A 21,581-nucleotide genomic window follows, 5' to 3' on the forward strand; every position below is an offset into this window, starting at 1 on the left:
AGAGGTGCGCGACGGCGGCGCTTAAGGTGAGCGCTCGACCATCGGCGGAGACGACACATGACGGACGACACACGTGCCACGCAATTGCTTTCGGGCCAGACCTGGGCCGATTTCTGCGACACCCTGAAACGCAGCGGCGAACAGATCCTGCGCGCCGAGGCGCCGGACGATCCGCTGACACGCGCGGAAGGCTTTCGTTACCTGAGCCGGCTGATGCGCATCGCGCTCGAAATGCACGTCGAATTCGCGGACGGCGCGTGGCCCGGCTTTTTCTCGCCGTCGCACGAGACCGCGAAGATCGGCGCCGACAATCCCGACAACCTGTACCAGTACGCGCGGCTCGACGGCCGTTGCGAATACCGCGTGACGGGGCGGCGCGGCACGGTGGCCTACCTGAGCTTCGGCACGCAGAAGGGCGGCTACGAGACCGACGGCAAGATGCTGCAGACGGGCTTTCTCGATGCGAAGCAGCTCGAGATCGCACCGGACGGCAGCTTCGAGATCGTGCTGGGCGAGACACCGCGCGCGGGCAACTGGGTACGCATGGAGCCCGGCACCAACGCGTTGCTGGTGCGCCAGACCTTCCTCGACCGGCGCGCGGAGACGCCCGCGCAACTGAAGATCGAACGCATCGGCGCGCACGACCGCCCGGCGCCGCTCGATCCGCTCGCGTTGCAGGGCGGCCTCACGCGCGCCGCGCAGTTCGTCGAGCAGACGGCGAAGCTGTTCGCCGACTGGGCCGCGAGCTACCGGTCGCACGTGAACGCGCTGCCGCCCGCCGACCAGGCGCTGTGCCAGTCGGTCGGCGGCGACCCGAACATCTACTACTACCACTCGTGCTGGGAACTGGCCGACGACGAGGCGCTCGTGATCGACGTCGACACGGTGCCCGACTGCGATTTCTGGAACGTGCAGCTCAACAACTACTGGATGGAGTCGCTCGACTACCGGCACTTCGATATCTGCGTGAACAAGCACGGCGCGCGACGGAATGCGGACGGCGGCGTGACGGTGGTCGTCGCGGCCGCGCGGCCGGGCGACGCGAACTGGCTCGATACGGCCGGGCATCGCACCGGCACGATCTGCTGGCGCTGGGTCGGCGCCGCGCAGCCGGTGCATCCGCGCACGCGGGTCGTGAAGCTCGCCGCGCTGAAGGAGGCCGCATGAACGCGCCGATCGACCTGATCCGCACGCGGCTCGACGCCGACGGACTGATCGCCGAGGCCGTGTCGCGCACGGGCGGGCTCACCGCGTTCGGCGACGGACCGTATCGCGACGCGCTCGACGTGATGTGCGCGTCGCTGATCGACGAAGCGAAGCTGTCCGAACGCGGCGCGACGATGATGCGCGAGAAGCTCGTCGGGCAACTCGTGAACCGGCTCGTCGTCGAGGATTACTTCCGGCGCCATCCGGAAATCGCGGACATCGCGATCGACGATCCGCTCGTGATCGTCGGCCTGCCGCGCACGGGCACGACGCTGTTGCAGCGGCTGCTGGCCGTCGATCCGCGCTTCCATACTGCCGCGTGGTGGGAAACCCGCTACCCGGCGCCGCTCGCGGGCGAGACGCTGGCCGAGCCGGCGGTGCGCATTGCCCGCGCGCAGGCCGAAGTCGCGACGATGATCGACTGCATTCCGCAGATCCTGACGATTCATCCGCTCGATGCGATGCTCGCCGACGAGGAGTTCATGCTGATGGAGCACTCGTTCGTCTGCGCGATGGATTCGTACGCGAACGTGCCGCGTTATACGGCGTGGCTCGCACGGCAGGATCTCACGCCGGTCTATACGTACCTGAAGCGGATGCTGCAGTTCCTGCAATGGCAGAAGGCGCAGCGCGGGGTCGCGCCGGCCGCGCGCTGGCTGCTGAAGACGCCGCAGCACCTGCATGCGCTCGACGTGCTGTGCCGCGTGTTCCCGCGCGCGCAGGTCGTGCTCACGCATCGCGACCCGGCGCAGACGATTCCGTCGATGGCCAGCATGGCGCACACGCTGTGGCAGATGTATGCGGACGATCCCGATCCGCTTGCGGTCGGCGCGCAGTGGAACGCGGGGATGGCACGCGCGATCGGCGCCGCGATGGCCGCGCGCGATGCGCTGCCGGCCGGCCGCTTCCTCGACGTGCGTTTCGAGGACACGGTGTCGAATCCGCTCGGCGTGGCCGAGGCCGTGTACGCGTTTGCCGGCCTGCCGCTCGATGCGCGGCGGCGCGCGGCGATGACCGACTGGATGGCGCGCAACGGCCGCGACAAGCGTGCCGCGCACGACTATTCGATCGCGCGCTTCGGCTTCACCGATGCGCAGCTCGCGCGCGACTTCGCCGCGTATCGCGCGCGGCACCTGCGGGCGGCCGGCTGACGGCCGGGCTCGCGAAACCAACGACAACCAGGAGACAAGCCATGTTGCTGAAGGACAAGATCGTCGTGATTTCCGGGATCGGGCCGGGGCTCGGCGTGAAGCTCGCCGTCGAGGCCGCGCGCGAGGGCGCGCGCGGCGTGGTCGTCGCGGCGCGCACGACGGAAAAGCTCGACGACGCCGAAACGCGGATCCGCGCACTCGGCGCCGATTGTGACGTGCTGAAGGTCAAGACCGACATCACCGATCGCGCACAATGCCGGCAGCTCGCGACGCAGGCCGTCGAGCGCTTCGGCCGGATCGATGCGCTCGTGAACAGCGCATTCGTGCACGGCAGGTTTCCCGAACCGGTGGAGGAGGCCGACCTCGACGGCTGGCGCGCGGTGTTCGACACCAACGTGTTCGGCACGATGGCGCTTACGCAGGAAGTCGTGCCGCACATGAAGCGGCACAAGCGCGGCGCGATCGTGATGATCAACACGCAGGCGACCCGCAAGCCGTTTGCAGGGGAAGGCGGCTACGCTGTATCGAAGGGGGCGCTCGCCGTTGCGGCAAAATACCTGGCGCGCGAACTCGGCGTGCACGGCATTCGCGCGAACAGCATTCACATGGGGTGGATGTGGGGCGTGCCGACCCGGACGTATTTCCGGCAGGCGGCGGCCGAATACGGGATGACGGAAGAGCAGGTGATCGCGCCGGTGGCGTCGAACATCGCGCTCGCGAAGCTGCCGACCGACGACGATTGCGCGCGCGCGGCGCTGTTCCTCGCGTCGGATTACGCGAACGCGGTGACGGGCGCGACGCTCGACGCAAATGGCGGCGATTTCATGCCCTGACGACGGAGCAAAGGATCATGCAGGACAACCACGACGAACGACACTTCCTTGCGTTCAACGGCGACGCGGACGGCCTGTGCGCGCTTCAGCAACTGCGGCTCGCGGAGGGCGTGCGCGGCACGCTCGTGACCGGCGTGAAGCGCGACATCAGGCTGCTCGAGCGGATCGACGCGCGCGCGGGCGACATCGTCACCGTGCTCGACGTGTCGCACGACCAGAATCGCGATGCCTGCGCGCGGCTGCTGCGCGACGGCGCGACGGTCCGCTATTTCGACCATCACTTCGCGGGCGAGCTGCCCGACGATCCGCGCTTCGACGCGCATATCGACACGGCGGCCGACGTCTGCACGAGCGCGATCGTGAACCGTTATCTCGGCGGCCGGCACGTGCGCTGGGCGATCGTCGCGGCATTCGGCGACGAGCTGCCGGCGCTCGGCGGCGCGCTCGCGCGCGAGCACGGGATCGACGACGCGGCGCGCGACACGCTCGCCGAACTGGGCCTCTACCTGAACTACAACGCGTACGGCGAGTGTGTCGGCGATCTGCATTTCGACCCGGCGGCACTCGCCGATGCGATGCTGCCGTGCGTCGACCCGCTCGAGTTCGTGCGCGAGACCGCCGTGTTCGCCGCGCTGCGCGACGGCTACCGCGACGACATGGCACGGGCGTGCGCACTCGCGCCGCTGCGCGAGGTGCCCGGCGCGACGCTGGTCCGGATGCCCGATCATCCATGGGCGCGGCGCGCGACGGGCATGCTCGCGAACGAGCGGATGCGCAACGCGCCGCATGCGGCGCTCGCGGTGCTGTCGCCGCGCGCGGACGGCGGGCTCGTCGTCAGCGTGCGCGTGCCCGACGGCCGGCCGCTCGGCGCCGACGAGTTCTGTCGCGGCTTTCCGACCGGCGGCGGGCGCAAGCGCGCGGGCGGCATCAATCACCTGCCGGAAACCGAGTTCGACGCGTTCGCCGAGCGGTTCGAGGCGGCGTTCCGGCTCGATTGATGCGACGGCCCGCGAGGCGCACGCCGTGCATCCAGCGCACGGCGTGCGCCTCGCGGGCGGCGGAGTGTGGCCGCCGGGTTGCGGCGCGATCAACCGGTCGCGCCCGCGAGCACGGCCGGCACGTTGTGACCGTAGCAGCGCTCCTCGACACGCTCGGCGATGCGCCAGCCGAGCGCGGTACGCGCGAACCGGTCGACGTACCACAGCCCGAGAAACATCACCTGCGTGCCGCCGTCCGGCAGCGCGACTTCCATCGGATTGAAGCAGATCGTGCGGCCGCGCGCGGTGTCGCCGTCGAGCCGGATCGACAGGTTGCCGACCAGGTGCTGGTACTGCGGAAACCGCGGCAGCACGGTGCGCAGCCACGCCTTCACGTCCGGATAACGGCCCGCGATACCGCCCATCGCGCGATAGTCGATCGCCGCGTCGGGCGTGAACACCGCGTCGAGCGCGTCGAAGTCGCGCGTGTCGATCGCGGTCGAATACGCGACGATCAGTTCGCGGATGTCGTGATGGTCGGACAGCGTTTGCAGATCGGGCATCGGCGGCTCCCGGTCAGGCGCCGTTGCGCCGGCGTGCCGCATGGAGCGCTTCGGCGCGCCGCTTCACGTCGCGCGCGCACTGGTCGAAACCCTGTTTCACCCACGCACCGTGGTTCTGCATGATCGTGTCCGCGTTGATGCCGAGGAACTGGTCGGTCGTGAAATAACGGCAGCGTTCCGCGCCGATCGCGTCGATGTACTGGTCGCGGCGCGCGGCGTCCTTGTTGTCGTCGGTCGGGCGCTGCTCCCACGACAGCAGGCGTTCCGGTTCGCACGCGACGAGGATCTCGTCGACGGGAATCACGGTTTCCGTGCCGGGAATGCGCACCTGCATGTGCACGAAATCGCCGAGCCTGCCGGTCGTTTCGAAGCCGACGCAAAACGTGTTCCATTCGCCGTAGCGCGGGAAGTCGGTCAGCACTTCCCAGACGACGGAGGCCGGTGCGTCGATGTCGACGGTGATCGAGGTGACGAGATTCGAGGGTTTGGTCATGGCGGCGTATCGGGTGAGTATCAGGTGAGTAGCGGGTGAGGCCGCGCGCCCGGCCGGCCGGGCGCCGCAGCAGTCGGAAAGGTCCGCGCCGGCGTCGGCCGGCGCGCATGGCAGGGGCGGGACGCGCGGTGCCGGTAGCGGCCGGCACGTGCCGCGCGGCGTACCCGACATCGAGCGTAGGCCGGCGCATGCGGCGAAGAATCGTCGGAATGGACTAAGGCGTTTCACCGGGGGCGGCAGGGGGGCGGGACGGCCGTGACCGTCGTCGATCCGCCGGCGTGCCGAACGTCGACACCGCGCGGCGCAGCCGCGACAATACGCGTCTCTTCCTGCTTTCGTCATCGAGGTGCCCGTGCCCGCCAAGTCGTCCGTTGCTCCCGCGATCGTCTGGTTCCGCGACGATCTGCGCGTGACCGACCAACCCGCGCTGACGCGCGCGGTGGCGTCGGGCCGGCCGCTCGTATGCGTATTCGTCGACGATACGGGCGCCGGCGCCGGGCGCGCGCCCGGCGGCGCGGCGCGCTGGTGGCTGCACGGGTCGCTGGCCGGCCTCGACGCGGCGCTTGCGCGTCATGGCGGACGCCTGCTGCTGTTGCGCGGCGACGCGCCGCGCGAGATCGAACGCGTCGTGCACGACACGGGTGCGCAAGCGGTGTACTGGAACCGTCGTTATGCGCAACCGCAGCGCGACGCCGACGCGGCGCTGAAGGCGTCGCTCAAGGCGCGCGGCGTCACGGTCGAGAGCAGCAACGGCAGCCTGTTGAACGAGCCGTGGGAGGTGCTGACGGGCAGCGGCGGGCCGTACCAGGTGTTCACCGCGTACTGGCGCGCGGCGCGCCGCGATCGCGCGGTGGCCGCGCCGCTGCCCGAGCCCGAACGGATCGGGTTTCATCGCTGGCCGAAGGCCGTGAGCGACCGCGCGCTGGCGCTCGATGCGCTGGCGTTGCGTCCGCCGGCGCCGGATTGGGCCGGCGGCCTGCGCGACGCGTGGCCCGCGCCCGACGAAGGCGGCGCGCACGCGCAGCTCGACGCGTTTCTGACGACCTCGCTCGCCGATTACGCGGATGCGCGCGACCGTCCCGACCGCCCCGCGACGAGCCGGCTGTCACCGTTCCTGCGCTTCGGCAACGTGTCGCCGCGACAGGTGTGGCACGCGGTGCAGGGCGCCGCGCAGGCCGGCGGCGCGGCATGCGCGGCGGGCGCCGACAAGTTCCTGAGCGAACTCGGCTGGCGCGAATTCAGCTACACGCTGCTGTACCACTTTCCGGCACTCGCGACCGACAACTTCCGCGCGCAGTTCGATGCGATGCCGTGGCGCGACGATCCCGCCGCGCTGCGCGCGTGGCAGCGCGGGCTGACCGGCTATCCGCTCGTCGATGCGGGCCTGCGCGAACTGTGGACGACCGGCTGGATGCACAACCGCGTGCGGATGGTCGTCGCGTCGTTCCTGATCAAGCATCTGCTGATCGACTGGCGCGCGGGCGAAACGTGGTTCTGGGACACGCTGGTCGACGCCGATCCCGCGAACAACGCGGCGAGCTGGCAGTGGGTCGCCGGCTGCGGTGCCGACGCCGCGCCGTATTTCCGCATCTTCAATCCGGTCGCGCAGGGGCGGAAGTTCGACCCGGACGGTGCGTACGTGCGGCGCTGGGTGCCCGAGCTGACCGGCCTCGACGCCGTATCGATCCACGCGCCGTGGGAGGCCTCGCCGCTGGAGCTCGAAGCGGCAGGCGTGCGGCTCGGCGTCGACTATCCGGAGCCGCTCGTCGAGCATGCGGCCGCGCGTGCCCGCGCGCTCGATGCGCTGGCCGCATTGCCGAAGCGCCGCTGACCGCCCGCTCCGGGTTGCCGCTTCAATTGCAGAACGCGGCGTGTTCGAGCAGCGCGTACGCGACGCCCGAATCGAAGTAGGCCGCGCCGCACCACGCGACGAACGCGAGCGTGCCGGCGGCCAGTGCCGCGCGGATCATGCCCACGCCGCGTTGCCCGCTGCCGGACGCGCGACGCGCGCGTCGTTGATCGGCAGGTGCAGCAGCGCCGCGAGTACGCCGAGCGCGATCGAGCCGATCCACAGCGGCATGTACGAATGCGTCGCGTCGTACACGAGCGCACCGAGCCAGACACCGAAGAAGCTGCCGAGCTGGTGCCCGAAGAACACGAAGCCGAACAGCGTCGCGATGTAGCGCACGCCGAACACCTGCGAGATCACGCCGTTCGTCAGCGGCACGGTGCCGAGCCACGTGAACCCCATGACGGCCGCGAACACGTAGACGCTCGCGGGCGACAGCGGCGCGGCGACGAATACGGCCATCGTGAGCGCACGCACGAGGTACAGCACCGACAGCACGTACTTGCGCCGCAGCAGCCCGCCGAGATGGCCGCACGCATAGGTGCCGGCCACGTTGGTCAGCGCGATCAGCGCGAGCGCGACGCTCGCGTGGCGTGCCGGCAGCCCGTGATCCAGCAGGTACGCGGGAAGGTGCGTCGCGATGAAGGCGAGCTGGAAGCCGCACGCGAAGAAGCCCGCGTTCAGCAGCCAGAAGCCGCGATGCGCGAACGCCTCGCGCACGGCTTCGCCGATCGACTGGTCGGGGCCGGCGGCGGCGCCGGCAACCTGCGCGGGCCGGTCGCGCAGCAGCACGGCGAGCGGCGCGAGCACCACTGCGACGAGCGCCAGTGCGATGAACGCATGCCGCCAGCCGATGCCGCCGATCAGCTCCTGCGCGACGGGCACCATGCAGAACTGGCCGAGCCCGCCGATCGCGCCTGCGACGCCGAGCGCCCAGCCGCGCCGGTCGGGCGGAAACAGGCGGCTCAGCGCGCCGTAGATCGATGCGAACGCCGAGCCCGACAACGCGATGCCAATCACGAGCCCGGCACCGACCGTGAACATGCCGGTCGTCGCCGCATGCGCCATCGTGACGAGCCCGGCCGCATAGAGCAGCATCCCGGCGACGATCACGCGCAGCGACCCGAAACGATCGGCGATCATGCCCGTGAACGGCTGTGCGACGCCCCAGATCAGGTTCTGCAGCGCCAGCGCGAGCCCGAACGCTTCGCGCGACCAGCCGTGATCGAGCGACACCGGCGCGAGGAACAGGCCCTGCACGTGGCGGATGCCGAGCGCGGCGCCCATGATCAGGCCGCCGGCCAGTACGGGCAGCCAGCGGCGGCGGACTTCCTGCTCGATCGGGGTCATGCGTGTCTCCGGAAGGGGGCGCGGCAAAACGGCCGCACTCGATCCGATTAGACGATCGGCCCCGTCGACGCTCAAGCGATCATTCGGTCAGGTTGGCATGCGTGCGGGGAATGCGACGAAGGGCGCGCGGGATCCGGCGGGCGTGCCCGGCCGCGGCCGGCGGCATTCGCCGAACCAGCTTCGGCTCCGGCCTATGCCGACGCCGTATCGTGCGCACGCATCGCGGTATCGCATTCGGCTGCTTCGGCGAGCATCCAGTCGCGGACTTCGGCGACTTCGCGGCGCGGTGCCGGATCGTGCTGGAACAGCCAGTAGCCGTACGCCTCCGACAGCGCCTGCGTGTGCGGCCCGAGCACCGCGAGCCGCCCGTCCGCGAGCATCGGCGCGACGAGCGCGAGCCGCCCGAGCGCGACGCCCTGGCCCGCGATCGCGGCCTGGATCACCTGGTCGTACTGGTTGAAGCGCAGCACGCCTTTCGGGCGCGCGTCGCCGAGCCCGGCCGCGAGCAGGTGCGTGCGCCATTGCAGTTGCGGCTGCGGCGGCCCGTCGAATTCGAGCAGGACGTGCTCGGCGATCGCGGCCGCGTTCGTGACGGGCCGCGCGGCGAGCGCGGGATGGGCGACCGGCACGACGATCTCGTCGAACAGGTGCAGCGCGCCGGCCGGCGCGCGCTCGCGCGGGCAATAGCGGACGCCGAGGTCGATGCCTTCGGCGCGCAAATCGAGTACCTTGTCGTTCGCGGCGACGCGCAGGTCGATCTCCGGCAGGCGCGCCTGCAGCCGCCCGAGCCGCGGCAGCAACCACAGCGCGGTGACGCCGATGCTCGCGGTGATCGTGACGGGCTGGCGCTCGCGTGCGGCGGCGAGCGACGCGACGGTGTCCTGCAGGCCGTGCAGGGCCGCATCGGCGACGCGAAACAGCCGCTCGCCTTCCGGCGTGAACGCGATCTTCCGGTAGCCGCGCTGCAGCAGCGCGACGCCGAGATGCGCTTCGAGCGCGTGCACCTGGCGGCTGACCGCCGATTGCGTGACGCACAGATCCTGTGCGGCGAGCGTGATGCTCATGCGGCGGCCGACGGCGACGAAACCGCGGACGAGGTCGAGCGACGGGAGACGGACGAGTGGCGTTGACATGCGCGTGACTCATGCGAACGGAGCAGCAAGATTGGTTGAGAACGCGGGGCGCGTCAAGTTCAATGGAGGCTGGCGCGGGGAGTGCGGGGCTGACCGCGAAGCATGGGGTCCGAGTAAGCGCTGAAGCCCTAACTCGGACCGACAGGAGACTCGATGACGATTTCGAACGAAAGCAGCGGGACGACGCAGGGCAGCCGTGCGGCAGGCGCATTGCCGCCCGAGCCCGTGACGCTGCGCGCGGCCGACGGCTACGAATTGCGCGGCCATGTATGGCGCCATCGCGGCGGCAGCGCCGCGCGGCCCGTGACGGTCGTCAATTGCGCGACATCGGTGCGTTGCGACTACTACTTTCGTTTCGCGGCCTGGTTGTTCTCACAGGGGCGCGACGTACTCGTCTACGACTATCGCGGCATCGGCGGGTCGCGCCCGGCGCAGCTCGCGAAGCTGCGCGCGAACTGGCTCGACTGGGGGCGGCTCGATTGCGACGCCGCGCTGCGGTACGCGCGCGACGCGTTTCCGGGCCAGCCGATCGACGTGGTCGCGCACAGCATCGGCGGGTTCGCGCTCGGGCTCGCGGCATCGAACGCACACGTGCGGCACGCGGTGACGGTCGGCGCGCAGTACGCGTACTGGCGCGATTACCTGCCGGCCGAACGGCGGCGCATGTGGTGGAAGTGGCATGTTGCGATGCCGCTGCTCGCGGCCATGTTCGGCTACGTGCCCGCGAAGCGGCTCGGCTGGATGGAGGACACGCCGCGCGGCGTCGCGTTGTCGTGGGTGCGCTCGCAGGCGCGCTTCGAGGATGGTTATACGCGCGGCCTGCTCGCCGAACCCGCCGCAAGCCGCGCCGCGTTGCCCATCCGCTTCGCGGGACTGTCGGCGCCGATGCTCGCGATCGGCCTCGACGACGACGGGTTCGGCACGGTCGAGGCGATCGAGCGGCTGGTCGGCTACTACACGGGCAGCGACGTCACGCATCTGCGGATCGCGCCGGCCGATATCGGCGTCGAGGCGATCGGCCATTTCGCGTTTTTCCACAGCCGCTTCACCGACACGCTGTGGCCGCTCGCGTTGTACTGGCTGCAGCACGGCGTGCTGCCGACCGATGCGCCGGGCCGCGTGCATGCGCTTCACCCAGCGTCGCGCGGGCGAGGGGCGGGCAGCGGCGTGCCGGGCGTCGCCGCGAACGGGTGAGGCGCGGCGGCTGCCCGGTGCGTCGCGGGCATGGCGTGCTGCCGTGCGCGGCCTTCGCATGCGGCACATGAAGCCGCCCCGATTCGATGCGGCTGCGGCGAGTCGCACACAAGCCGGTTCGTGCGCCGGCGCGATCGATTAACATCGGGCGTTTCCTTCCACGGCACAGGCTGCTGCGCACCGATGTCCATTCCGTCCGATTCTGCTTCTCCGGCCGATACCGCTCGCGCATGGCGCGTGCACGCGCTCGATGTGCCGCCCGCCGCGGCACGCGCGGGTGTGCGGGCCGTGCGTATCGATTTCGACTGGAGCGTGCCGCTCGCGTCGCCGGCCTATGCGGCGCTGAGCGATGACGAGCGCGCGCGCGCCGCGCGCTTCATGCGTCACGAGGATGCGGTACGCAGCGCCGCGACGCGTGCCGCGCTGCGCGACGTGCTCGGCGCGGCCCTCGGTGTCGCGCCGCATGCGGTCGCGATCGTCGTCGACGCATCGGGGCGGCCGTCGCCGGCCCCCGCGCATCGGACGTCACTCGATTTCAACGTGTCGCATGCGGGCGATCATGCATTGCTCGCGTGGGCGCCCGCGGGCCGCGTCGGTGTCGATATCGAGTGCTGCGACCGCGCGGCCGACTGGCGTGCGCTCACACGCGAAGTCTGCGCGCCCGCCGAGGCTGCGTGGCTCGACAGCGTGCCGCCCGCCGCGCGCGCGGCGGCGTTCATGCGCGTGTGGGCGGCGAAGGAGGCGCTGCTCAAGGCGCTCGGCACCGGCATCGTCGGCGGGTTGCGAGCGTTCGCGGTCGTGCCGCCGCGCGATGTCGCGACCCCTGCGACGACGATCGTCGAGCCGGCCGCGCCCGCCGCCGGCGTCGCGGCGTTCGACGCGGCGTGGCTCGACGCGGCGCCCGGCTACGCGGCGTGCATCGCGTGGACGCGTGCGTGAGCCGGCGTCAGCGCGCGGCGCTCATTCGAGCGGCGCGTCGTTCGGTGCCGCGTAGCGCGCCTTGATCACGTCGCTCATCGGGAAGTCGAACGCGAGCCCCTTCGGCGGCACCGGCTTCATGAACCACCTGTCGTACAGCGCATCGATCTCGCCGCGCTTCATCGACTGCACGAGCACGCCGTCGACGAGCGCCTTGAACTGCGGATCGTCCTTGCGCAGCATGAACCCGTAGGCCTCCGACGACTGCGGCGTGCCGACGATCTGCCAGTCGGCCGGCTTCGCGGCGAGCTGGCGCACGCCCGCGAGCAGCACGTCGTCCATCATGTACGCGGCCGCGCGGCCCGATTCGAGCGTGAGGCGTCCTTCGCCGTAGTCCTTCGCGCTGATGATCTGCATGTTCATCTTCCTTTCCTCGTTCATCCTGCGCAGCAGGCGCTCGGACGTCGTGCCCTGGTTCGTCACGACCGTCTTGCCGGCGAGATCGGGGAAGTCGCGGATGCCCGAGCTCGTGCGCGTGAGCAGGCGCGTCGTCGCGACGAAGAAGGTGGTCGAGAACGCGACCTGCGCGTGACGCGCGGCGAGGTTCGTGGTGACGCCGCATTCGAGATCGACGGTGCCGTTCTGCACGAGCGGGATGCGGTTCTGCGACGTGACGGGGATGAAGCGCACCTGCAGGTCGGGCTTGCCGATGCGCGCCTTCACGGCGGCGATCACGCGGTCGCACAGGTCCTGCGAGAAGCCGATGACCTTGCCGTTCGCGTCGACGTAGGAGAACGGCACCGACGTTTCGCGGTGGCCGATCGAGATCAGGTTGCTTTGCCGGATCTTCTCGAGCGTGCCGGAGAGCGGCTCCGCGGCGAACGAGGCGCCGCATGCGAGTGCGCACGCGGCGAAGAGCAGGGGGCGGCCGAAGCGGGCGATGAACCGGGCGATGAAACGGGGCGGGATGGGCATGACGGGCTCCGTGGCGAGTGGTGATTCGTATGTTGCCAAAAACAAAATAATTGCAACATATGTTAAGAACCGGATCCCGCTGACCGGTCCGGCGGGCCACACCGGGCATCAGGGAAACTCCCGAGTCGAAATCGGTGAAAAACGGGTTGTCTAGACAAGTTCAGGTGGCTACACTTCAAACCACTCCGAACTTGTCTAGACAGGATTGCTCACATGATTACGTTGACCCCCGGCCACCTGACCCTCCCGCAACTGCGCCAGATCGCACGCGAATCCGTTCAGCTGGCGCTCGATCCGGCCAGCTTCGCGAAGATCGACGCCGGCGCGAAGGCCGTCGCCGACATCGCCGCGAAGGGCGAGCCGGCCTACGGCATCAACACGGGCTTCGGCCGCCTGGCGAGCACGCACATCCCGCACGACCAGCTCGAACTGCTGCAGAAGAACCTCGTGCTGTCGCACGCGGTCGGCGTCGGCGAGCCGATGGCACGTTCGTCGGTGCGCCTGCTGATGGCGCTGAAGCTGTCGAGCCTCGGCCGCGGCCACTCGGGCATCCGCCGCGAAGTGATGGATGCGCTGATCAAGCTGTTCAACGCGGACGTGCTGCCGCTGATCCCGGTGAAGGGCTCGGTCGGCGCATCGGGCGACCTCGCGCCGCTCGCGCACATGTCGGCCGTGCTGCTGGGCGTCGGCGAAGTGTTCATCCGCGGCGAGCGGGCGAGCGCGCTCGACGGCCTGCGCGTCGCGGGCCTCGCGCCGCTGACGCTGCAGGCGAAGGAAGGCCTCGCGCTGCTGAACGGCACGCAGGCATCCACCGCGCTCGCGCTCGACAACATGTTCGCGATCGAAGACCTGTACCGCACCGCGCTCGTCGCGGGCGCGCTGTCGGTCGACGCGGCCGCCGGCTCGGTGAAGCCGTTCGACGCACGCATTCATGAACTGCGCGGCCATCAAGGCCAGATCGACGCGGCAGCGTCGTATCGCGAGCTGCTCGAAGGCTCGCCGATCAACCAGTCGCACCGCGATTGCGACAAGGTGCAGGACCCGTACAGCCTGCGCTGCCAGCCGCAGGTGATGGGCGCGTGCCTGGACCAGATGCGTCACGCGGCCGACGTGCTGCTGATCGAAGCGAACGCCGTGTCGGACAACCCGCTGATCTTCCCGGATACCGGCGAAGTGCTGTCGGGCGGCAACTTCCACGCCGAGCCCGTCGCGTTCGCGGCCGACAACCTCGCACTGGCCGCATCGGAAATCGGCGCACTGGCCGAACGCCGCATCGCGCTGCTGATCGACGCGACGCTGTCGGGTCTGCCCCCGTTCCTCGTGCGGGACGGCGGCGTGAACTCGGGCTTCATGATCGCCCACGTGACGGCCGCCGCACTCGCATCGGAAAACAAGACGCTCGCGCACCCGGCGTCGGTCGACTCACTGCCGACCTCGGCGAACCAGGAAGACCACGTGTCGATGGCGACGTTCGCCGCACGCAAGCTCGCCGACATCGCGGACAACACGAAGCACATCCTCGCGATCGAGCTGCTGGCGGCCGCCCAGGGCGTCGACCTGCGCGCGCCGCACCACACGAGCCCGAAGCTCGCGCCGGTGATGGAAACGATCCGCGGCAAGGTCGCGCACTACGAGCTCGACCACTACTTCGCACCGGACATCGCGGTGATCGCGAAGCTGGTCGGCGAGCGTGCGTTCGCGAAGGTCGCGCCGTTCTCGTTCGCGTCGGAACAGTAAGCCCATGAGCGCGCCGGTCTACCAGGAGATCAAGGATTTCATCCTGGCCCGCATCCACGCAGGCGAGTGGGAGGAGGGCGACCAGGTGCCGTCCGAGAACGAGCTGGCGCGCGAGTTCAAGGTGGCGCGCATGACCGTCAACCGCGCGCTGCGCGAGTTGACGGCCGAGCAGGTGCTCACACGCATGAAGGGCGCGGGCACCTACGTCGCGCGGCCGAAGTACGAGTCGACGCTGGTGGCGATCCGCAGCATCTCGGAGGAGGTCGGCGCGCGCGGGCATGCGTATCGCGCGAGCGTGCTCGGCCTCGACACGATCCGCGCCGACGAGGTGCTCGCCGACGAGATGCAGGTGGCCGTGCGCACGAAGCTGTTTCATTCGCAGGTGCTGCATTTCGAGAACGACGAGCCGGTGCAGCTCGAAGAGCGGTGGGTGAATCCGGCGGTCGCGCCGGATTACGCCGAGCAGGATTTCACGAACACGACGCCGAACCTGTACCTGATGCGCGCGGCTCCGCTGCAGCGCGTCGAGTACCGGATCGAAGCGGCGGCCCCGGCGCCGGAGCGGCGCGAGCAGCTGCGGATGGACGACGTCGAGCCGTGTCTGGTTTTACATCGGCGCACCTGGTCGCAGGGCGTCGTCGCCTCGGTGGCGAATCTGTGGCATCCCGGCAGCCGTTATCGCTTCACCGGGCATTTCTGATTCCTATTTGATATTCATTTCCCTCGGGAGCAGTCGTCATGAACCATCCGAAACACATCGATCCCCGTCTCGATCCGACGCGCACGATCCGCGCGCCGCGCGGCAGCGAGAAAGTCTGCAAGACCTGGCTGGCCGAAGCGGCCTACCGGATGATCCAGAACAACCTCGACCCGGAAGTCGCCGAGCATCCGCATGCGCTTGTCGTGTACGGCGGCATCGGCCGCGCGGCGCGCAACTGGGAGTGCTACGACCAGATCCTCGCGTCGCTGAAGGATCTCGAGGAAAACGAGACGCTGCTGATCCAGTCGGGCAAGCCGGTCGGTGTGTTCCGCACGCACAAGGATGCACCGCGCGTGCTGCTGGCCAACTCGAACCTCGTGCCGCACTGGGCGAACTGGGATCACTTCCACGAGCTCGACCGCAAGGGCCTGATGATGTACGGCCAGATGACGGCCGGCAGCTGGATCTACATCGGCAGCCAGGGCATCGTTCAGGGCACCTATGAAACGTTCTTCTCGGTCGCGAACCAGCACTTCAACGGCGATCCGTCGGGCCGCTGGATCCTGACGGGCGGCCTCGGCGGCATGGGCGGCGCGCAGCCGCTGGCCGCGACGATGGCCGGCTTCTCGATGATCGCGGTCGAATGCGACGAGACGCGCATCGACTTCCGCCTGAAGACGCGCTACGTCGACAAGAAGGCGACGACGCTCGACGAGGCGCTCGGCATGATCGAGGAAGCGAAGCGCACCGGCAAACCGGTGTCGGTCGGCCTGCTCGGCAACGCGGCCGACGTGTTCGCGGAACTCGTCACGCGCGGCATCACGCCGGATTGCGTGACCGACCAGACGAGCGCGCACGACCCGATCAACGGCTACCTGCCGCAAGGCTGGACCGTCGCGCAATGGCGCGAAGCGCAGAAGGTCGATCCGCAGAGCATCGTGAAGGTCGCGAAGCAGTCGATGGCCGTCCAGGTGCGCGCGATGCTGGCGCTGCAGGAGCGCGGCGCGGCGACGCTCGACTACGGCAACAACATCCGCCAGATGGCGCTGGAAATGGGTGTCGAGAACGCGTTCGACTTCCCGGGTTTCGTGCCGGCCTATATCCGCCCGCTGTTCTGCGAAGGCAAGGGCCCGTTCCGCTGGGTCGCGCTGTCGGGCGATCCGGAAGACATCTACAAGACCGACCAGAAGGTGAAGGAGCTGATCCCCGACGATCCGCACCTGCACAACTGGCTCGACATGGCACGTGAGCGCATCGCGTTCCAGGGCCTGCCGGCGCGGATCTGCTGGGTCGGCGTGAAGGATCGCTATCGCCTCGGCCAGGCGTTCAACGAGATGGTCAAGAACGGCGAACTGAAGGCCCCGATCGTGATCGGCCGCGACCACCTCGACACCGGTTCGGTCGCGAGCCCGAACCGCGAGACGGAATCGATGAAGGACGGTTCGGACGCCGTGAGCGACTGGCCGCTGCTGAACGCGCTGCTGAACACCGCAGGCGGCGCATCGTGGGTGTCGTTGCACCATGGCGGCGGTGTCGGCATGGGCTTCTCGCAGCACTCGGGCGTCGTGATCGTCGCCGACGGTACCGCCGAAGCGCACGAGCGTCTCGGCCGCGTGCTGCTGAACGACCCGGCGACGGGCGTGATGCGCCATGCGGATGCCGGCTACGAACTCGCGCAGCAGACGGCCCGCGAAGCCGGCCTGAAGCTGCCGATGCTCGGCCGCTGAGCATGACGGCGCTCCACCAGGCGCCGGCGAACGCGACGCTGGCCGCCGCGGTGATCCGCGCAGCGGATCTCGTCGCGTCGCCATGGAAGAACGGCGGCGGCGTGACGCGCGAAATCGCGGCGTTTTCCCCCACGGGGACTTCCTTCGGGGCGCCGCCGGGCGCCGCGCTCGACGCGTTCGCGTGGCGCGTGAGCGTCGCGGACGTCGGCACGGACGGCCCGTTCTCGCGTTTCGACGGCGTCGACCGCACGCTCGTGCTGCTGTCCGGCGCGGGCATGACGCTCGCCGAGGAAGGCGGCGCACGCCACGTGCTCGACGCACCGCTGGCCCGCGCGGATTTCGCGGGCGAGGCGGCGATCGACGCGACGCTGCACGACGGCGCGACGCGCGACTTCAACCTGATGACGCGCCGTTCGGCCGCGCGCGGCACGCTCGACGTGTGGCGCGCAGGCGCGCACCGCATCGGGCACGCCGATACCGTGCTGTTGTTTTGCGCGGCCGGCGAGGTCGCCGTTGAAATCGACGGCACGCGCTACACACTGGAAGAAATGGACACGTTGCGGCTCGACGGGCCGCGGCGTGCGTTTGACGTCGTCGTGAGCGGTAGCGGCGCGTTGCTCGCCGTGTCGCTCGCCATCGGCGAACGAGACTGAACGCATGAAACCGACTGTCTGGCATCACCTGAGGCTGTGTCCGCACGGCCATCCTGACGAGACGATCGACGACGCGGCGATCGCCGTCGACGAAACCGGCACGATCGCCTGGCTTGGCACGATGTCCGCGCTGCCGCACGGTTATGCCCACTGGCGGCGCGAGGATCTGCACGGCGCGTGGGTGACGCCCGGCCTCGTCGACTGCCATACGCACCTCGTGTACGGCGGCACGCGTGCCGACGAATTCGCGCAGCGCCTCGCGGGCGTCAGCTACGAGGAGATCGCGCGGCAGGGCGGCGGGATCGTGTCGACGGTGCGCGCGACGCGCGCGGCCGACGAGACGACGCTGTTCGTGCAGGCCGCCGCGCGGCTGCAGCCGCTGCTGGCCGAAGGCGTGACCGCGATCGAGATCAAGTCGGGCTACGGGCTCGACCTCGCGAGCGAACGCAAGATGCTGCGTGTCGCGCGCCAGCTCGGCGAGCGCTTCCCGGTCACGGTCTACACGACGTTCCTCGGCGCGCATGCGCTGCCGCCGGAATATGCGGGCCGCGCGGACGAATACATCGACGAAGTGTGCGACCGGATGCTGCCGGCGCTGGCCGATGAAGGCCTCGTCGACGCGGTCGACGTGTTCTGCGAACGCATCGGCTTTTCGCTCGCCCAGACCGAGCGCGTGTTCGAAGCCGCGACGCGGCGCGGGCTGCCCGTGAAGCTGCATGCGGAGCAACTGTCGAACGCGGGCGGCACGGCGCTTGCCGCCCGCTATCGGGCACTGTCCGCCGACCACCTCGAATTCCTCGACGAAGCCGGCATCGAGGCGATGAAGGCGGCCGGCACGGTCGCCGTGCTGCTGCCCGGTGCGTACTACTTCATCCGCGAGACGCAACTGCCGCCGATCGAGCTGCTGCGCAAGCACGGCGTGCCGATCGCGCTCGCGACCGATCACAACCCCGGCACGTCGCCGCTCGAATCGCTGCTGCTGACGCTGAACATGGGCTGCACGCTGTTCCGCATGACGGTGCCCGAAGTGCTGCAGGGCGTGACGCGCCACGCGGCCGCGGCACTCGGCCGCGCGGATCGCCACGGCGCGCTCGAGGTCGGTCGCCAGGCCGACTTCGCCGCGTGGTCGGTCGGCTCGCTGGCGGAGCTCGCCTACTGGATCGGCCGGCCGCTGTGCGAGCAGGTCGTACGCGGCGGCACGACCGTGTTTCGCCGGATGAATGGATAGATAGCCTTATGACCGACACCCTGTTGTTCGCAGACCATGCGTACCTGCCCGACGGCTGGCGCCGTAACGTGCTGCTGCGCTGGGACGCGGCCGGCACGCTGACCGGCGTGACGCCCGACACCGACGCCCCGGCAGGCGTCGCGCGTGCGGCCGGGCCGGTGCTGCCCGGCATGCCGAACCTGCATTCGCACGCGTTCCAGCGCGCGATGGCGGGGCTCACCGAATACCGCGCGAATCCGGCCGACAGCTTCTGGAGCTGGCGCGACCTGATGTACCGCTTCGCGCTGAAGATCACGCCCGACGCGCTCGCCGCGATCGCACGCTGGCTGTACGTCGAGATGCTCAAGTGCGGCTATACGTCGGTGTGCGAATTCCACTACGTGCATCACGCGCAGGACGGCTCGCGTTATCCGCAGATCGCGGAACTCGGCACGCGCGTGGTCGACGCCGCGCGCTCGGCCGGCATCGGCATCACGATGCTGCCCGTGTCGTACCAGTTCGCCGGCTTCGGCAACAAGCCGCCGCGCGACGACCAGCGCCGCTTCATCAATACGCCCGACGGCCTGCTCGAGCTGCTCGACGCGATGCGTCGCGCGGCGCCGGAGCACGGCGGGCTGCGCTACGGCGTCGCGCCGCACTCGCTGCGCGCGGTGTCCGAGAACGGGTTGCGCGTGCTGCTCGACGGGCTGCCCGACGACGCGCCCGTGCATATCCATATCGCCGAGCAGACGGCCGAAGTCGACGACTGCGTGCGTGCCTACGGCGCGCGCCCCGTGCAATGGCTGCTCGATCGCTTCGATGTCGACGCGCGCTGGTGTCTCGTGCACGCGACGCACGTCGACGCGGCCGAAACGTCCGCGCTCGCGCAGCGTCGCGCGGTCGCCGGCCTGTGCCTGACGACCGAGGCGAACCTCGGCGACGGCGTGTTCCCGGCCGTCGACTATCTCGCGCAAGGCGGCGTGATCGGCGTCGGCTCGGACAGCCACGCGTCGGTCGACTGGCGTGCCGAGCTGCGCCTGCTCGAATACGGGCAACGGCTCGTGCACCGCGCGCGCAACGTGCTGGCGAGCGACACGCAGGCGCATGTCGCCGATCGCCTGTTCGACGCGTCGCTCGCGGGCGGCGCGCAGGCCAGCGGGCGGCGCGTCGGTGCGCTGCGCGAAGGGTGCCGCGCCGACTGGCTCGTGCTCGATCCCGATCATCCGGCGATCGCCGAACACGACAGCACGTCGTGGTTGTCGGGTATCGTGTTCGCGGAGCACGGCGAGACGCCGGTGCTCGACGTCTACACGGGCGGCGAGCGCGTCGTGAGCGGCCGCCGCCATCGCGACGAAGCCGTCGCGTATGCCGACTACCGCGCCGCGCTGGCGCAACTGCTGCGCTGACGCGCGGCAACCGGCGCACGCCGCCTGCGTGCGCCGGCAGACTTTCAACGGTGATGCGACATGACTGAACAACCGGCTGTATTCACGCTGAAGCAGGGCACGCTGCCGCTGCTGATCTCGATTCCGCACGCAGGCACGCACATCCCCGACGACATCGCCGCGACGATGACGGCCGACGCGCGTTTCGTCGACGATTGCGACTGGCATCTCGAACGGCTGTACGGCTTCGCGGCCGGCCTCGGCGCATCGATCCTCGTGCCGTCGCATGCGCGCTACGTCGTCGACCTGAACCGTCCGCCCGACAACGAGAACCTGTACCCGGGGCAGGACACGACGGGGCTCGTGCCGGTCGATACGTTCGACAAGGCGCCGCTGTATCCGGCGAACGCGCTGCCCGGCAACGACGAGATCATGCGTCGCCGCGACCGCTACTGGCTGCCGTATCACGACGCGCTGCAAGGCGAGGTCGCACGCCTGAAGCGCGAGCACGGCCGCGTGCTCGTGTGGGAAGCGCATTCGATCCGCTCGCACGTGCCGCGCTTCTTCGACGGCCGCCTGCCGGACTTCAACTTCGGCACGTCGAGCGGTGCAAGTGCCGCGCCGGGCCTGGCGGAAGCGCTCGCCGCGCGCGTGCTCGAACATGGCGGCTATACGGCCGTCGCGAACGGGCGCTTCAAGGGCGGCTACATCACGCGCCACTACGGCGTGCCCGAAACGGGCGTCGAGGCCGTGCAGCTCGAGCTCTCGCAGATCACCTACATGGAAGAGACGCGCCCCTACGCGTACGACGAAACGCGTGCGGCGCGGATTGTGCCGCTATTGCAGACGCTCGTCGAAACCGCGCTCGCGCATCGCTGAACCCGGGCCGCGCGGATGCGGCAGCGTGCCGCACCGATGCAATGCACAACACGGCATCGATCCACGAGATCGGTGCCGTTTTTTTTCGTCCGGGTTTCGTCTGATCGATGTCGTCATCCGCACCTGAAAATTTGACGCAATTTTTGGGTGATATAAGCTGAATGTCAGGAAGTCGTCACGCGCGCACCGGCGGCGGGCCATCGATCGTGGCCGCACCGCACCGGAATGCGCGGCGAGACACCTTGCCGACGTGTCGCCGCGCGGCATTGCCGCATGCGCTTCATCGCGACACGTGTCCTGCATTCATCCGTCAGTCGAGTACGATCGTGAAAGCCGCCAGCCCTTCGATACGCCGGACGCGAAGTCCGTCGGCGGGCGCGCCGCCTCAGGCCGGGCCGATCCGGCATGCTGATCGCGGCACGCGTGCCGCCTCTTTGCGCGAACCTCGTTTCTTCGCCATTTCCCGTCGCGGCCTGCGCCGCTTCAACCTCGTGGCTGCCCGCGTGTTCAGCGCGGTGCAGTGCGACGGCAGCGCATCGTTGTTGCCCTAGCGTCCCTTTCCACGTCCGTTCCGGGCCGCACCGCCTGTTGCCGCATCGTCCGCGCGGCAGGATCGCGTTTGGGCATGCGGCGCATCGTGGTGCGCGCGGG

Annotated in this window: 20 protein-coding genes; 15 read left to right on the forward strand and 5 right to left on the reverse strand. The window is 69.6% G+C overall.

The genetic code is table 11. From position 1 onward, the window contains the following. Positions 1–57: 57 nt before the first annotated feature. From E9536_RS08620 to E9536_RS08635, 4 genes are read left to right on the forward strand one after another with little or no spacing between them, the layout of a single operon-like run. Positions 58–1,167, forward strand: coding sequence for a DUF1214 domain-containing protein (locus tag E9536_RS08620; protein ID WP_059693016.1), 1,110 nt, complete (start codon positions 58–60; stop codon positions 1,165–1,167). Next, entirely contained in the window at positions 1,164–2,357 is a 1,194-nt protein-coding gene (locus tag E9536_RS08625; protein ID WP_136469726.1) for a sulfotransferase, read from the forward strand. The genes E9536_RS08620 and E9536_RS08625 overlap by 4 nt, the downstream gene beginning before the upstream one ends. 41 nt (positions 2,358–2,398) lie before the next feature. After that, positions 2,399–3,190, forward strand: coding sequence for an SDR family oxidoreductase (locus E9536_RS08630; RefSeq protein ID WP_060084090.1), 792 nt, complete (start codon positions 2,399–2,401; stop codon positions 3,188–3,190). A gap of 17 nt (positions 3,191–3,207) precedes the next feature. Beyond that, complete coding sequence (locus E9536_RS08635) at positions 3,208–4,188, forward strand: hypothetical protein (protein WP_060205003.1); 981 nt, start codon at positions 3,208–3,210, stop codon at positions 4,186–4,188. Between the two features lie 89 nt (positions 4,189–4,277). Here E9536_RS08635 and E9536_RS08640 read toward each other — a convergent pair whose 3' ends face one another. Then, positions 4,278–4,730: a nuclear transport factor 2 family protein gene (locus tag E9536_RS08640; RefSeq protein WP_059675867.1), complete on the reverse strand. Its 453-nt coding sequence runs from the start codon at positions 4,728–4,730 to the stop codon at positions 4,278–4,280. Positions 4,731–4,743: 13 nt separating this feature from the next. Next, positions 4,744–5,223 carry an SRPBCC domain-containing protein gene (locus E9536_RS08645; RefSeq protein ID WP_048026203.1) on the reverse strand — a complete coding sequence of 160 codons (480 nt, stop codon included), beginning with the start codon at positions 5,221–5,223 and terminating at the stop codon, positions 4,744–4,746. 352 nt (positions 5,224–5,575) lie between these two features. Between E9536_RS08645 and E9536_RS08650 the strand changes: the two genes are divergently transcribed. Continuing rightward, positions 5,576–7,054, forward strand: coding sequence for a deoxyribodipyrimidine photo-lyase (locus E9536_RS08650; RefSeq protein WP_136469727.1), 1,479 nt, complete (start codon positions 5,576–5,578; stop codon positions 7,052–7,054). Positions 7,055–7,189: 135 nt separating this feature from the next. Here E9536_RS08650 and E9536_RS08655 read toward each other — a convergent pair whose 3' ends face one another. Next, positions 7,190–8,422, reverse strand: a complete 1,233-nt coding sequence (locus tag E9536_RS08655) for an MFS transporter (RefSeq protein WP_027786929.1) — start codon at positions 8,420–8,422, stop codon at positions 7,190–7,192. A gap of 191 nt (positions 8,423–8,613) precedes the next feature. Next, positions 8,614–9,555 carry a LysR substrate-binding domain-containing protein gene (locus tag E9536_RS08660; protein WP_136469728.1) on the reverse strand — a complete coding sequence of 314 codons (942 nt, stop codon included), beginning with the start codon at positions 9,553–9,555 and terminating at the stop codon, positions 8,614–8,616. Positions 9,556–9,708: 153 nt separating this feature from the next. Between E9536_RS08660 and E9536_RS08665 the strand changes: the two genes are divergently transcribed. Beyond that, entirely contained in the window at positions 9,709–10,749 is a 1,041-nt protein-coding gene (locus tag E9536_RS08665; RefSeq protein WP_136469729.1) for an alpha/beta fold hydrolase, read from the forward strand. Positions 10,750–10,932: 183 nt separating this feature from the next. Next, positions 10,933–11,688 carry a 4'-phosphopantetheinyl transferase superfamily protein gene (locus E9536_RS08670; RefSeq protein ID WP_060172984.1) on the forward strand — a complete coding sequence of 252 codons (756 nt, stop codon included), beginning with the start codon at positions 10,933–10,935 and terminating at the stop codon, positions 11,686–11,688. 21 nt (positions 11,689–11,709) lie between these two features. On the opposite strand, the gene E9536_RS08675 is transcribed toward E9536_RS08670, so the two are convergent. Further along, complete coding sequence (locus E9536_RS08675) at positions 11,710–12,642, reverse strand: glutamate/aspartate ABC transporter substrate-binding protein (RefSeq protein ID WP_136469730.1); 933 nt, start codon at positions 12,640–12,642, stop codon at positions 11,710–11,712. 213 nt (positions 12,643–12,855) lie between these two features. Here E9536_RS08675 and hutH point away from each other — a divergent pair, with 213 nt between their 5' ends. From hutH to E9536_RS42630, 8 genes are all read left to right on the forward strand, one after another. Further along, complete coding sequence (gene hutH / locus E9536_RS08680; RefSeq protein ID WP_027786934.1) at positions 12,856–14,379, forward strand: histidine ammonia-lyase; 1,524 nt, start codon at positions 12,856–12,858, stop codon at positions 14,377–14,379. Between the two features lie 4 nt (positions 14,380–14,383). After that, positions 14,384–15,079 (forward strand): histidine utilization repressor, encoded by a 696-nt coding sequence (hutC, locus tag E9536_RS08685; protein WP_027786935.1) that lies wholly within the window; start codon positions 14,384–14,386, stop codon positions 15,077–15,079. A 38-nt stretch (positions 15,080–15,117) separates the two neighbouring features. Beyond that, on the forward strand, positions 15,118–16,806 hold the full coding sequence (gene hutU / locus E9536_RS08690) for a urocanate hydratase (RefSeq protein ID WP_027786936.1): 1,689 nt from the start codon (positions 15,118–15,120) through the stop codon (positions 16,804–16,806). A gap of 2 nt (positions 16,807–16,808) precedes the next feature. Then, positions 16,809–17,459 (forward strand): HutD family protein, encoded by a 651-nt coding sequence (locus tag E9536_RS08695; RefSeq protein ID WP_060172981.1) that lies wholly within the window; start codon positions 16,809–16,811, stop codon positions 17,457–17,459. A gap of 4 nt (positions 17,460–17,463) precedes the next feature. Beyond that, entirely contained in the window at positions 17,464–18,687 is a 1,224-nt protein-coding gene (gene hutI, locus E9536_RS08700) for an imidazolonepropionase (RefSeq protein WP_136469731.1), read from the forward strand. 8 nt (positions 18,688–18,695) lie between these two features. Further along, complete coding sequence (locus E9536_RS08705; RefSeq protein WP_136469732.1) at positions 18,696–20,072, forward strand: formimidoylglutamate deiminase; 1,377 nt, start codon at positions 18,696–18,698, stop codon at positions 20,070–20,072. A 60-nt stretch (positions 20,073–20,132) separates the two neighbouring features. Then, positions 20,133–20,930 carry an N-formylglutamate deformylase gene (hutG, locus tag E9536_RS08710; protein WP_059682406.1) on the forward strand — a complete coding sequence of 266 codons (798 nt, stop codon included), beginning with the start codon at positions 20,133–20,135 and terminating at the stop codon, positions 20,928–20,930. Positions 20,931–21,256: 326 nt separating this feature from the next. Continuing rightward, positions 21,257–21,481, forward strand: a complete 225-nt coding sequence (locus tag E9536_RS42630; RefSeq protein ID WP_080982012.1) for a hypothetical protein — start codon at positions 21,257–21,259, stop codon at positions 21,479–21,481. The last annotated feature ends 100 nt before the right edge of the window (positions 21,482–21,581 follow it).

The organism is Burkholderia sp. LS-044, from assembly GCF_004803625.1.
Taxonomy (GTDB): domain Bacteria; phylum Pseudomonadota; class Gammaproteobacteria; order Burkholderiales; family Burkholderiaceae; genus Burkholderia; species Burkholderia cepacia.